At 41.9% G+C, this 12587-nt stretch carries 13 protein-coding genes and 3 pseudogenes; 9 read left to right on the top strand and 7 right to left on the bottom strand.

Translation table 11 applies throughout. The annotated features are described in order from the left end of the window. Positions 1 to 300: 300 nt before the first annotated feature. Positions 301 to 591, bottom strand: a pseudogene (locus ICL16_RS08330) (S-layer homology domain-containing protein); the annotation flags it as partial. A 744-nt stretch (positions 592 to 1335) separates the two neighbouring features. Here ICL16_RS08330 and ICL16_RS47640 point away from each other — a divergent pair. The 4 genes and pseudogenes from ICL16_RS47640 (at position 1336) to ICL16_RS47170 (ending at position 3820) form a co-directional block, all read left to right on the top strand. Beyond that, positions 1336 to 1863 (top strand): IS1634 family transposase, encoded by a 528-nt coding sequence (locus tag ICL16_RS47640; RefSeq protein ID WP_420485260.1) that lies wholly within the window; start codon positions 1336 to 1338, stop codon positions 1861 to 1863. A 40-nt stretch (positions 1864 to 1903) separates the two neighbouring features. Next, the gene (locus ICL16_RS08340; RefSeq protein ID WP_190826377.1) at positions 1904 to 2491 is read left to right on the top strand and encodes a hypothetical protein; all 588 of its coding nucleotides are present in this window, start codon (positions 1904 to 1906) and stop codon (positions 2489 to 2491) included. 401 nt (positions 2492 to 2892) lie between these two features. Further along, positions 2893 to 3279: pseudogene (locus ICL16_RS47165) on the top strand (EamA family transporter); the annotation flags it as partial. A 211-nt stretch (positions 3280 to 3490) separates the two neighbouring features. Further along, entirely contained in the window at positions 3491 to 3820 is a 330-nt protein-coding gene (locus ICL16_RS47170) for an EamA family transporter (RefSeq protein WP_337906949.1), read from the top strand. 212 nt (positions 3821 to 4032) lie between these two features. Here the strand turns inward: ICL16_RS47170 and ICL16_RS08350 are convergent, their stop codons facing one another. From ICL16_RS08350 to ICL16_RS47645, 3 genes are all read right to left on the bottom strand, one after another. After that, on the bottom strand, positions 4033 to 4524 hold the full coding sequence (locus ICL16_RS08350) for a DUF2808 domain-containing protein (RefSeq protein WP_190826378.1): 492 nt from the start codon (positions 4522 to 4524) through the stop codon (positions 4033 to 4035). Between the two features lie 106 nt (positions 4525 to 4630). Continuing rightward, positions 4631 to 5119, bottom strand: a complete 489-nt coding sequence (locus ICL16_RS08355) for a DUF2808 domain-containing protein (protein WP_190826379.1) — start codon at positions 5117 to 5119, stop codon at positions 4631 to 4633. A 510-nt stretch (positions 5120 to 5629) separates the two neighbouring features. Next, positions 5630 to 5695, bottom strand: a complete 66-nt coding sequence (locus ICL16_RS47645) for a hypothetical protein (RefSeq protein ID WP_420485261.1) — start codon at positions 5693 to 5695, stop codon at positions 5630 to 5632. Positions 5696 to 6095: 400 nt separating this feature from the next. Between ICL16_RS47645 and ICL16_RS08365 the strand changes: the two genes are divergently transcribed. From ICL16_RS08365 to ICL16_RS08385, 5 genes are all read left to right on the top strand, one after another. Next, positions 6096 to 6329: a four-helix bundle copper-binding protein gene (locus ICL16_RS08365; RefSeq protein ID WP_475579145.1), complete on the top strand. Its 234-nt coding sequence runs from the start codon at positions 6096 to 6098 to the stop codon at positions 6327 to 6329. Positions 6330 to 6555: 226 nt separating this feature from the next. Beyond that, positions 6556 to 6750, top strand: a complete 195-nt coding sequence (locus tag ICL16_RS08370) for a heavy-metal-associated domain-containing protein (RefSeq protein ID WP_190826380.1) — start codon at positions 6556 to 6558, stop codon at positions 6748 to 6750. Positions 6751 to 6800: 50 nt separating this feature from the next. Then, positions 6801 to 9059: a heavy metal translocating P-type ATPase gene (locus tag ICL16_RS08375; protein WP_190826381.1), complete on the top strand. Its 2259-nt coding sequence runs from the start codon at positions 6801 to 6803 to the stop codon at positions 9057 to 9059. Between the two features lie 11 nt (positions 9060 to 9070). Next, positions 9071 to 9661 (top strand): cupredoxin domain-containing protein, encoded by a 591-nt coding sequence (locus ICL16_RS08380; protein WP_190826382.1) that lies wholly within the window; start codon positions 9071 to 9073, stop codon positions 9659 to 9661. Between the two features lie 188 nt (positions 9662 to 9849). Next, the gene (locus tag ICL16_RS08385; RefSeq protein WP_190826383.1) at positions 9850 to 10263 is read left to right on the top strand and encodes a heavy metal-responsive transcriptional regulator; all 414 of its coding nucleotides are present in this window, start codon (positions 9850 to 9852) and stop codon (positions 10261 to 10263) included. Between the two features lie 10 nt (positions 10264 to 10273). On the opposite strand, the pseudogene ICL16_RS08390 reads toward ICL16_RS08385, so the two are convergent. The 3 genes and pseudogenes from ICL16_RS08390 to ICL16_RS08400 all read right to left on the bottom strand — a co-directional run. Next, a pseudogene (locus ICL16_RS08390) lies at positions 10274 to 10447 on the bottom strand (energy-coupling factor ABC transporter substrate-binding protein); the annotation flags it as partial. 79 nt (positions 10448 to 10526) lie between these two features. Beyond that, positions 10527 to 11291, bottom strand: a complete 765-nt coding sequence (locus tag ICL16_RS08395) for an energy-coupling factor ABC transporter permease (protein WP_190826384.1) — start codon at positions 11289 to 11291, stop codon at positions 10527 to 10529. A gap of 201 nt (positions 11292 to 11492) precedes the next feature. After that, positions 11493 to 12254: a TIGR03943 family putative permease subunit gene (locus tag ICL16_RS08400; protein ID WP_190826385.1), complete on the bottom strand. Its 762-nt coding sequence runs from the start codon at positions 12252 to 12254 to the stop codon at positions 11493 to 11495. Positions 12255 to 12587 lie beyond the last annotated feature (333 nt).

A 12587-nucleotide genomic window follows, 5' to 3' on the forward strand; every position in this document is an offset into this window, starting at 1 on the left:
AACTTAATAAAGCGAAACTTAAAAGATTAAGTAGAAACAAAGGCGTAAATTAGAAGTATGCAACGAAAAGTGAAGTTAGCTTGTTCGTTTTGCGATCGCCTACATCACAACTGGTAAGTTTTCCAAAGCGTCTAAATTTTGGGTCTTCGGATTAATTAGTGATAAGTTTATCTAATGAATAAAAGAGATTTTTCCGTGAATTTAAGCTCTCTTGCTTATGCAGCAACGCTTAAAGTCAATACCCGTGAATAGGGCAAACGCATTTAAGTTTTGTTAACATGTATTGACATAAAAAAGGATATGTGCAGTCATTGCACGGTTACCGCGATAGGTGCCATTGGGATAACCAGCAATACAACCGTAGCGTTCCACTAGGGATTGCAAAGCCTGGAATGCCCAGTCTGTAGGCTGCACGTCAGAAAACTGAGAAACGGATGTTACTTGACCTAAGCTGTCATTCTGTTCGGTCAACTGAGCAACTGAAGTGACTTGTTCGTTGACTTCAGCAGCTAAGGCGCTGTTAGCAGTGAAAAATATGGCGGTAAAAACAACTGGACTTAGCTTTAAAACGTTCCAAAATGGTTTTTTCATGATTTCTCTCTCACACCGAAGTATATATTTGCAAGGTTCACCCCTATAAATAGTTTCTCAGAGCAAGATGAAATTAGGATGAAATTACAAACTTTTGAGTCAGATAAATTCAGTAAGTAAGAGAAGCACTTTATAAACTATTTGTCAACTTAAATTTAACAAAAGCAGCAATTCTCCTTATGATATTGATTATCATTAGCAACCAGAACTAGGCAAAAATTTAAGCAGGAGGTATGGTATTTGTATTTCTTTAGTGGATAAGCATAAAGGTAAGGTTGAATCAGCCAAGTCGCTTTGATGAAATGGTGCTTTACTTGCGGTTCATCCTGGAAGATTTTCAAGGGTAAGCGAACAGGTAAGAACAAGCGCTATCAAATGAGTGATGCAGCAATGGCACGCATTTTCAATATTTTTCACTCAAATACCCTCGTTTCTTGCCTATCAACGCGAGGCGGGCAGAGAATAAAGGACGTAATAATGTTCAAAGCCTATTTGGCGTACATTAGATACAAGCGTGATAACCAGATCCGAAAGTTGTTGGATGAGGTGGAACCTGCCCAGATCTTTCCGGTATTCTACGAGATTTTCAGACTCTTAGATCCCACATTCCGCACCTAGTACTGTCACACAGGCAAGGATGTCAAAAATAAAATAAGTAGCGAGAAATTGCGCCTACTACAGTAGGATGGGCGATCAGGTGTTGAAGAACAAACAGTAGATATTGTTGCTTCACAACCAGTAAATATCACATACAGGTATTCACGCGACCACCGACCTGATTTAAAACAATTTATCTTAGATCTAATTTGTAGTGGAGATGGCGATGTCCCATTATTCCTTAAGGTAGCATCGGGAAACGAGTCTGACCAAAAAGTATTCGCTCAAATTGCTATAGACTACAAAAAACAAATTGACTTCGACACACTGATGATAGCGGATAGCGCATTATATAGTGCAGCAAATCTTGCATTAATGAAAAAACTCAAGTGGTTGTGTCGAGTCCCGTTGATAGTGCTTGCGGCGAAACAACTCCTATCGAGTCTAAAAGACCTTGAATTTGTTAGAAGTGAAACTGATGGTTACTCATATGCCGTCAAAACAAGCAATTATGCTGGAGTCGAACCAGAAAGGTTAATCGTTGAAAGCCAAGTCTGCAAGCAGGCAGACTTACGACAATTGTCCAAACGAGTATCAAAATCTTTGACAACCGCCAAGAAGAAGTTACAGAAATTATTGTTCGTAAGAATTTGCGTGTCATCAAGATGCAATTAAAGCCGCAGAAAAATTATCAAACTAGCTAAAATATCACGCGTTGAAAAACATTCAGGTTATTAAGCAAGCTCAACAAGCGCCAAAAAAGAGTTTGCCGTCGTCAGAGCGGTGCAAACAAGATTGTTATTGCCTCAAAGCTTATTTAGAAATCATTGAAAGTGTGGTAGAAGTGGAAATGCGAGGTGCTGGAAGATTTGTATTGGCAACAAATGTTTTAGATGAAGCGTTCCTCAGTAATGACGAAATGTATCTATCGTACAAAGCGCAACAATCATGTGAGAGAGGATTTGGTTTTTTAAAAGACCCATTATTCTTTACCGATAGTGTTTTTCTTAAATCACTCCTATTGAATCGAAGCATTGGCAATGGTGATGGGGTTATGTTTATTAGTTTACACGCTGGCGCAAAGACAGTACTTTCGGCTTTATCTGGCTCAAATTCAGGAATCAAAAACAGGCGCGGTAAATGGACAGACCGTCCTACATTAAGGTTGATATTCCAAGGTTTTCAGTCAATTCATCTATTAGTTGTTAATCATGTTAAACAGATATCTAATCTTACAGATGAACGATTATGGATATTAAGATTATTTCCAGCAACTTGTCGCAAATACTATCTATTTGATTAAGAAAATGTCCTTCTTAATTGTGCTTGATTGTGTTATCTCCTTTCTCACGATATATCTTCTTTTTGGGTTGATATCTATTATTATTGCATTATTTTTGCTCTCATTTATTGACTAAAATATTTAGAAATATTCAAACAAATTTACTTACCTTTACTTCGCTCCCAATTCTTCACATCTGTTTTCTTTAAAAAGGTAATTTCAGTCATTGAAATTCTTGATGTGACTTTTCTTGGTGCGGAATGTAGGTAATAAGTAAAATCCCCAAAATCAGGGAGCGCATCTACCCTCTAATAGCTCATCATAATTGAACTTTACCTTTTTATGACTAGTTATCTTCTGCATCTTTTGTTTACTCGCCTCATAAACTTGCATGGCGATGCTTCATGGAGGTTAGATGTTTTATGCTGGCAAATTTTTCTGATTTCTGGATTTTGAATTTTAAGAGGGAACTGGCAGCTCTTTGTGTGGCGTTTTTGTGGGCGCTGACTTCAGTTATCTACAGTCACTTAGGAAAGAAAATCTTCCCACAGGTGATGAACTTAAATAAAGGCGCGATCACAATTGCGATGGCTTTCTTCACCATCTTCCTAAGTGGTAAGCAACTACTGCCAGCAATTGACTCAGTTCCCTTCGTACTCCTGCTTCTCAGTGGTGCTGTCGGAATTGGCATTGGTGATACTGCTTATTTTGCAGCATTGAACAGCTTGGGGGCAAGACGGACACTGCTATTGAAGACACTGGATCCACCGATGGCTGCAATTGTATCAGCTATCTTTTTGCAAGAACAACTGGCATCTGTTGTTTGGGTTGGTATTTTGTTAACTATTTTGGGTGTGGCTTGGGTAATTAGCGAGCGGGTTAAGAATGTCACTAGCAATGACAAGCTGATTGTTGGTGTCAGCTTTGCTCTGTTGTCAGCATTTACATACAGATGCAATGGGTGCAGTTTTATCCCGTGCGGCGTTTGCTCAGACAAGTATCGACTCTCTATGGAGTACTATGGTGCGGCTAGTGGGTGGGGTATTGATACTGCTGCTATGGCTGCCAGTGAAGCGAGAACCAGTCCGCACGTCATTAAAGGAATTGCAGTCTGGGAAGGTATTGGGCATTGTTGTCTTATCAGCCTTTTTAAGTACTTACTTGGGCTTCTGGCTACAACAAATCTCCCTTAAATTTACTGCTGCTGGGATTGCCAAGTCCCTCGGTGCTACTAGTCCTCTATTTGTCCTGCCATTGGCTTTCTTTATGGGGGAAAAAATCAGTTTGCGGACAATTCTAGGTGTGTTGGTGGCGATCGCTGGGGTGGGGCTGTTGTTTATTTACCGCTGATGAATGAAAAGTTGAACCTGAAAGCCCTCACTAATTATTAGAATTGCGGGCATAGCAGCTGATATAGGCGCAGTTTCAGTTGTAGGCTAAATTAATAAAGTGGGCAATAATGCCCACCTTAAAACTGTTGTCGTTAAACAATTCACTGAACTAATTAACTGCTCTTTTGTTAACTTGGCAGCCATGGCTCAATTTATGAGCAATCGCTCTGCCTAGGTACCGTATGTCTGAATCTGAGCTAGACCGAGTGAAATTTCTCCATTTAATCCAACTTTCTTAGCGTAGACTCGGTACGCCCAAGTTAGGTTAGCTCCTGGTTCGTTATATCCTGGAGTATTAACCCCTCTCATTAAAACTGATAGCTTTGTCTCAGGATCTACTGGTTGCGAGAAAGCTACCGTAGCTTTTCTGTTATTAATAGAAATTGTCGCTGGGATTTTTTGACCAGATTGATTTCTCACCTCAATTCCGTTATCAATACTCACTCCCTTTGGTAAATCAATTGCCAGTTCTGCAAGGGGTTTTCCCTGTACATGAACTTCAAATTTATGAGTAGCATTTACGGCAGCAGTATCATTAGGATAAGCAGCGGTTTTGACCAGATGGGAACCATTAGCATCGCCTGGTTTTCCACTTGCCCATACAGCAGGAACTGAAGATGTAATTGCCAGGGTAAATACTGCTACGTAAATTAACTTTTTCATCTCTCTTTTCCTCAATAATTAACTCAAATAACTCTCTATTTATCAGCATGACATTCAGGGATGAAATCCCAATAAAGTGTCTTGATTTATAGCCAAAAACTGTGGATTAGTAGATACGAAACTGAGCTACACCTATGGGAATTTCAGCATCACTGCCAGACTCTTTAGCCCAGAAGCGGTAGACAGAACCATTACCAAGAATTGACCGTTTTACATTGTTTAGGTCAATATTAAACTTAGTGTTAGGAGCAACAGGTTCAGGAAAAGCTAGTAGTATGGTTCTACTATTGATAGAAACGTTAGTATTAATTTTCTGCTCATTCTCATCTGCAACATCAATATCCTTGATGTCGTTACTTACAGTTAAATTGTTTGGAACGTTAATAAGTAGCTGGGTAACAGCCTTGCTATTCTGAGGAACGTGTAACCGAACAGTATGTCTAACAATTCTTGAGCGATTAGGAGGAAATTGCATGTTTCCATCAATATGTGGAACCCTACCATCATTACTCCTAGCACTTGCATAGCTACTAGGAATTAAGACTGCGGTAGCTAGAGCCAATGCTGCACCCGCGTATATTAGTGTTTTCTTCATATTTAATTACCCATGAATCAACTATGTCAGCTAAATGTAAGGTTCATCCTTGATAATGAACCTGTTATTAACGGATGCATCACAATTTGGTAAAGCAAATCTTAACTGCCCCCTTGATTCAACCATTAATCAAGGAGAAGTTAGACAGTTCGTCCTTAGCAGGTTCAACCTACTGGTGATGTTTCTGCCTTCAAAGGTATGCTTCCTCTATTTACTAGAATGACAGGTCATGATGAAATTAAGATGAAATTCTAGCAGTTGTCGTCAGAATATATAGATTAATTAAAATGTAGGAAATTGAGCTACACCTACGGGAATCTCTACGTCTCTGCCAATGGCTTTGGCTGAAATGTGATAGACAGAAGCAGGACTTGAATTGGTTGTTTTACTTTGTTGAGTTCAATTAGGATCATGGTGTTAGCAATTCATCCCTGATGCATAAACCTTTACTCCAACTAGCTTGACAGGTCACTATGAAATCTAAATGAAATTTTGGTCGCTTAATAAAAATTATTCATTCATGTTGCGGTAGGTAGCGACAGTTGAAGGGTAACTGCGGTTAAGGTAACGAAAAATTCAATATTTAAAATAGGCTTTTAGCTCTAATTCACTAGTAGAGCTAATAAGCCTAAGACTAGTATCTCTGAAAATCGAAGTATAGGTTTACAATTTTTAATATACAGGAGCAAGATGAAATCAAGATAAAATACCTTATTAAATTGAGTTTTTAGCTTAAATTCATGCTTATATAGTAGTAAAAAACAGGCTTTTAGTCCTACCTTTTTGGAGAAATTAAAAGCCCGATAGGGGTGTGTTAGCTGAGGAACCAGCTTATTAATCCTTCTCTTATCACTATAAAGGTTAAGATGAAATCAAAATGAAACTTCAGTTTGGCTACTGCACGTTGACCCAGAAATCAGCAGTGACAATTTTGCCATTGCGATTAAACTGACCCCAGAGCTTATTGGTATATATGATGGCAGAGTGTATTAAGCTGTGCCGGGACTGCGCTAATACTTGCGATTTCTGCGCCCGTTTCATGTCTCGCAATTCAGCTCTCCATGCTCAAATGTGTAGCATTTGTGCCGAAGCTTGCGATCGCTGTGCTGCTGAGTGTGAGAAGCACGACCACGACCACTGTAAACGCTGTGCTGCATCTTGCCGTCGTTGCGCCGAGTCTTGCCGTCAAATGGCTGGAGCAATGGCATAATAAGTTGCGCTTAAAGGCTTCAACTGTGATGAAGTAAGGATATAAGACTGAAAGCGTAAGGGGCACGGTAATGACGTGTCCTTTGTCGTGCAAGATTGTGATAGTGAAGCACGCTACCTTATCCTCCCTTTGATAGATATTCAAAATTTGCTTTTGTTCCCCCTTGACTCTCCATCGGGCTGGAGACTTCAAAATGAAAGTAGTTCATAGCAAGAGGATTAGAATCATGACCTTACAACTCAAAGTTTCCAACATGGCGTGTTCGGCTTGTGGCGAAACGATTGCGAAAGCAGTCAAAGCGGTTGACCCAGCTGCAACCGTTCAGGCTAATCCAAAAACTAAGCTGGTCAGCATTGAGACTCAAGCATCTGAGGCGATTGTGAAACAAGCTATTACTGACGCAGGTTACTCAGTTGCTTAGTTGCCAAATTCCTTAAGACCGAAGACCCACGCCTGTCAAGGAGTCATTTAATGGAAAAAACTACACTTAAATTGCGAGGCATGAGTTGTGCCTCTTGTGCCAGTAACATTGAAGATGCAATCCGCTCAGTTCCGGGAGTTGAGACCTGCAGCGTTAATTTCGGTGCGGAACAAGCCACCGTTACCTATAACAAGAGCAAAACTGATGTAGCAGAGATTCAAGATGCAGTTGATGCGGTTGGATATTCTGCTCAACCTATGCAAGACGATGTACTTGCCCCAGAAGATGATGCGGAACGGCTTGCACGGCAAGCTGAAAATTGGAACTTAACCCGTAAGGTTTGGGTCAGCGCCATCGTCAGTGCAGTTCTGGTCATTGGCTCACTGCCTGCCATGACGGGATTACAGATTCCCTTTATTCCCATGTGGCTGCATAATCCCTGGCTCCAGCTTGTACTGACGGCTCCGGTACAGTTCTGGGCTGGTAGTACTTTCTACCTCAATGCTTGGAAAGCTCTGAAGCGCCATACGGCTACAATGGATACGCTGGTGGCGATCGGGACAGGTGCAGCTTACTTCTATTCCCTATTTCCTACCTTCAGTACGCAGTGGTTTATCACTCAAGGTCTTAAACCGGATGTGTACTTTGAAGCCGCATCTGTCATTATTGCGTTGATCTTATTAGGACGACTGCTTGAAAATCGTGCCAAAGGACAAACTTCTGAAGCAATTCGTAAGTTGATGGGCTTGCAAGCAAATACTGCTCGTGTAATTCGCTATGGTAAAGAAGTTGACATTCCAATTGCCCAAGTGGTTGAAGGTGAGATCATTTTGGTGCGTCCGGGTGAAAAGATTCCAGTAGATGGCGAGATTATTGATGGCTCCTCAACTATCGATGAGGCAATGGTGACAGGTGAAAGTGTGCCTGTGAAGAAGCAGCCGGGTGATCAAGTGATTGGAGCCACGATCAACAAAACTGGCAGCTTCAAATTTCGAGCGACCCGAGTAGGTAAAGATACATTCTTGGCGCAGATTGTCAAGCTAGTGCAGCAAGCGCAAGGTTCAAAAGCACCGATTCAGCGATTAGCTGACCAAGTTACCGGATGGTTTGTACCTGCCGTAATTGCCATTGCGATCGCCACTTTCATCATCTGGTACAATGTTATGGGCAACATCACAATGGCATTAATTACCACTGTGGGTGTGTTAATTATTGCTTGCCCGTGTGCCCTTGGCTTGGCAACGCCAACTTCTATTATGGTGGGAACAGGCAAGGGGGCAGAAAATGGCATTCTCATCAAAGGGGCAGAAAGTCTGGAACTCGCGCACAAGCTCAAGACTGTCGTTCTCGACAAAACGGGTACAATTACGCAAGGTAAGCCCACCGTCACCGACTTTGTAACCGTCAACGGTACAGCCAATGGCAACGAGTTAAATCTTCTGCGCCTTGCAGCATCCGTCGAACGCAATTCGGAACATCCGCTAGCGGAGGCAGTTGTGAATTATGCTCAATCTCAAGACGTGGAATTGAGGGAAGTTCAGGAGTTTGAAGTGATCGCTGGTAGCGGTGTGCAAGGGTATGTGTCAGATCAATGGGTACAAATTGGCACTCACCGTTGGATGAGAGAGTTAGGCATTGATACAAGTGCATTGCAGCAACATTGGGATCGCTTGGAGTATCTTGGTAAGACGGTCATCTGGATTGCGGTAAATAGCAAGATCCAAGGGATTATGGGCATTGCCGATGCGGTGAAACCATCTTCTGTAAACGCAATTCGCACATTGCAGAAAATGGGATTGGAAGTGGTGATGTTGACGGGAGACAATCGCCGCACTGCCGAAGTGATTGCTCGTGAAGTGGGCATCAAGCGAGTTTTTGCTGAAGTTCGCCCGGATCAGAAAGCCGAGACTGTCGAGAAACTTCAGTCGGAAGGCAAAATTGTCGCCATGGTTGGGGATGGCATCAATGATGCACCAGCGTTGGCTCAAGCTGATGTCGGGATGGCAATTGGAACAGGAACGGATGTGGCGATCGCAGCTAGTGACATCACCCTCATTTCCGGGGATTTACAGGGGATTGTCACCGCCATTCAACTCTCTCGTGCCACAATTTGCAACATCCGTCAGAATCTTTTCTTTGCCTTCATCTACAACGTAGCTGGAATTCCCATTGCCGCAGGGATTCTCTTCCCTATCTTCGGTTGGCTACTCAGCCCCATTATTGCAGGTGCAGCAATGGCATTTAGCTCAGTTTCAGTGGTAACAAATGCTTTGCGTCTGCGTAACTTTAAAGCTAAAGCAATCGCATAAGGAGATACCAAATGTTGAGTAGAAAGTTGATTATCGGTAGTATAACGAGTCTGGGATTGGTACTGGGTGTTGCTTCTCCTAAAACAGTTGCACAAATGACCCATGAAATGCCAGCCTCTGGTCAATCACAAATGACTCCGTTTCGTCGTATTGAGCAACCACTAGGGCTAAAAGCCGCAGTCACAGCTGGAGGCTTGGCGTTAATTGGACTGGAGTTATGGTGGTTTCTCCTGAGCAAACCCAAGTCCCAAAAAGCACAAGCTCGTCAGGGCATTCAAGAGGTCACTATTATCGTGGATGGGGGCTACGAACCAAGTCGCGTTGTGGTCAATGCTCTTCAAAGAGTACGCCTCAACTTTCTGCGGCGTGACAAGAGCAGTTGCCTTGAGGAAGTACGTCTACCTGACTTCCATATTGTCAAAGACCTGCCACTTAACCAAGTCACACCTATCGAGTTTACTCCAGATAAACCAAGTACTTACACCTTTACCTGTGGTATGAATATGTTCCGAGGAGTTATAGAAGTACAACCAGCAGACTCTACTTCACAAGCAACCCCGATAACTGCTCCTCAAACCACTCACTCCCAAACATCCAGGTGAATACGAGTTCACCTGTGGTATGAAAATGTATAGTGGTGTTGTAGAAGTGAAAACGGCTGGTTCATCAGGTAGCAAATCGTGAACGAGATGATACGACGTACACGCTATTTCTCCTTGACTCTCCATTTAACCGGAGAGTTTAGAATAAGGTAGGCAATTATGTCTTATATCTAGCGGAGCAGCTAAGTATGTTAGTCAAAGAAGCACCAAAGCAAATTGGTTCAGTTGCTAAGGAGAGCGGCGTACCAATTAAAACCATTCGCTATTATGAAGAGTTAGGTCTACTCAAGGCGTCAGGTAGAACCGAGGGTGGATTTAGATTATTTAACTCTGATGTTTTGACTCGCTTGAACTTCATTAAACGTGCCCAAAGTCTTGGATTGAGTTTGTCAGAAATTAAGGAATTTTTGGATGTTCACGACGAGGGAGATTTACCCTGTGAACACGTAAAAGTTAAGCTGCAAGATAAGCTGACAATCATTGATGAACAAATTAAGCAACTACTCATTCTGAAACTAGAGTTAGAAGGACTTCTTTCTGGTTGGGAAACAATACCTGAAAATTCCGAATCAACAATTTGTCCTATTATTGAACAAACTTAAACAATTAAGTTTCAATTAGTGAATTAAACCAAGGTTTATATTGGGGCTGTATCTCTTTGATAGCCTCTTCAGCTTGACCATCTGCACTGCCAAATTCTGTACCTTTAATTAGCACTAGCGGTGTGACTGTCAATACCACCACTGCTAACAGCAACAGCCAGTTATTCCATTTTTGATTTGTCATATGTTAGTTGTTAATTGTTAGTTGTCAACAAGTACTACTAACCACTAACTATTCTTCCACTGCCTCACTCGCTCATCTACTAGCTTTCTGGTTTAATGAGGTTTAACATTTTTAGTTCTTGGCGACCATAGCTGGAGAGCCAATTCCACACCAGCACTGTCAAAAATCCTTCACTAATTGCTAAGGGTACTTGAGTCACGGCAAAGATTCCTGCAAATTTAATAAACGAAGCCATGAATCCACCTGTAGCAGTGGGAAATGCCAGAGCCAGTTGCACAGAAGTGACCAAATAAGTTGTCAAATCTGCTACAGCAGATGCTAGAAATATCGCTAACCTTTGCTTACCACTTGGCATCACTAAGCGATATATCCAGAAGGCAACAAAAGGTCCGACAATCGCCATCGAAAATGCATTAGCTCCTAGTGTGGTTAAACCGCCGTGAGCTAGTAACAATGCTTGAAACAGCAGTACCAAACTACCCAGCACCGACATGGCTAAAGGTCCAAATAACACTGCGCCTAATCCTGTGCCTGTAGGATGGGAGGAACTACCTGTAACCGAAGGCAATTTCAGCGCTGATAGCACAAAGGTAAAGGCTCCTGCTAATGCCAGAAGTAATTTTAGTTCAGGAGTGGCTTGAGTGACGCGAGTGAGCGATCGCAATCCTAAAACAAAAAATGGTAACGCTACTACCCACCAAAAAATCGCCCAGCCTGGTGGTAAAAAGCCTTCCATAATGTGCATGGCATAGGCTGGAGCAGTGTAGCTTACGATTGAGTAAAAACTGAGAACCGCTATCAGGATGAGTGATGTGCGTTTTGATTTGAGAAAAAATATCGACATGATTCTAGGGTTAATTTTTAAGAATTAACAGTAGACAATTTTCTGTTCATCGGCTTCCTTGAACAACTTTCTTGAACGCTTAGAGTAGCAGATTAATTTTTACAGGTCAAGTGAGTTATATCAGGAATAGCTACTGTTGAACCTGCTGGATAAAAAGTTATGTTTGTTGATGTTTCTGCGTCAAACATAGATATAAGTATTTTAATACTCATAGGGATTCTTAGGTTCTGGAATTGGTTTGATAGATTTAGCTTGAATAGTCAGTTGGCGCTTACCCTCCAGCTCTGCTGTAATCATTTTACCTTCAATTTCCAGCCAAGTATCGAGTGGGTAGGCTTGGCGACTTTGAGTTAATTTAACAGGCAACCCCGCTGGGGAGGCATCTAAGGCACAGTGGGTAATCACAAAACGTGTAATTACCAAAAAATCATCTGGCAGTGTTTTTAGGTGAACCACAAATCCCTGGACTTTGGCTTTCTGACCTATATAGACATCTGGTTCAGGATAGACAGCTAGCGTTTTCACCCAATCAACCAGTGAACGGTCCTCTGGTCGAGTTGAAGCTCGGAATGCTTGAATTTTATTGCGGTTTAAAGTCGAAAAATTAGCAACTTCTTGTTGCATGGCTGCTTGGCTTGTCAAAGGATGAGGAACTATCAGTAGACCCAAGAGGGCGGTTAACAGAAGTAGCCCACTCCCCCAGCCTGGTGGAAATTGCGACAAATGCTGAACCTTCGGTGTCAAATGCTTTCGCCAAATTACCCAGGTTCTAAAAACGGCAACAAATAAGAGCGCAAAGCCGGTGGCAATAACTAACCAGAAGTGTTTAGGGTGAACTAGCAAGACAAGTTTCTCAGTAAGCCAATATTTCAGCAGTAATATTCCCCAAGCAGTAATTGCCAGCACATCCAACCAGTCTAGAAGGCGGGAAAACTTAAAAAAGTGAGGTGATTTTTTGGTCATTTAATGTACAAAGTAAAAACTTGTTTACTGAAACTAGCCGTTGCAGTCCATACCGCTAACTTGCGCTTGTAGGGTTTTGATAGAGGGTGTCGAATTCATTTGGGAGATGTGTTCCTTATGGCTTCAATTCCAGAAACAACCTGGACTATCGTCCACAAAGCAATAGTCGGGTAGAATTACACGGCTCAATATTTATTTTTGGCGGTTGACATATCAGCAGTGAGTAATATGTTAAGATAATAGCGTAGAAATCAACATCAATAATTGAATTGCTACCTCCTCAGGTCAAAATTTTTCGGGGATTCTGTGTTCCGTGTTTTATCAGTTAAGCAA

This window comes from Iningainema tapete BLCC-T55, assembly GCF_014698965.1.
GTDB lineage: Bacteria > Cyanobacteriota > Cyanobacteriia > Cyanobacteriales > Nostocaceae > Iningainema > Iningainema tapete.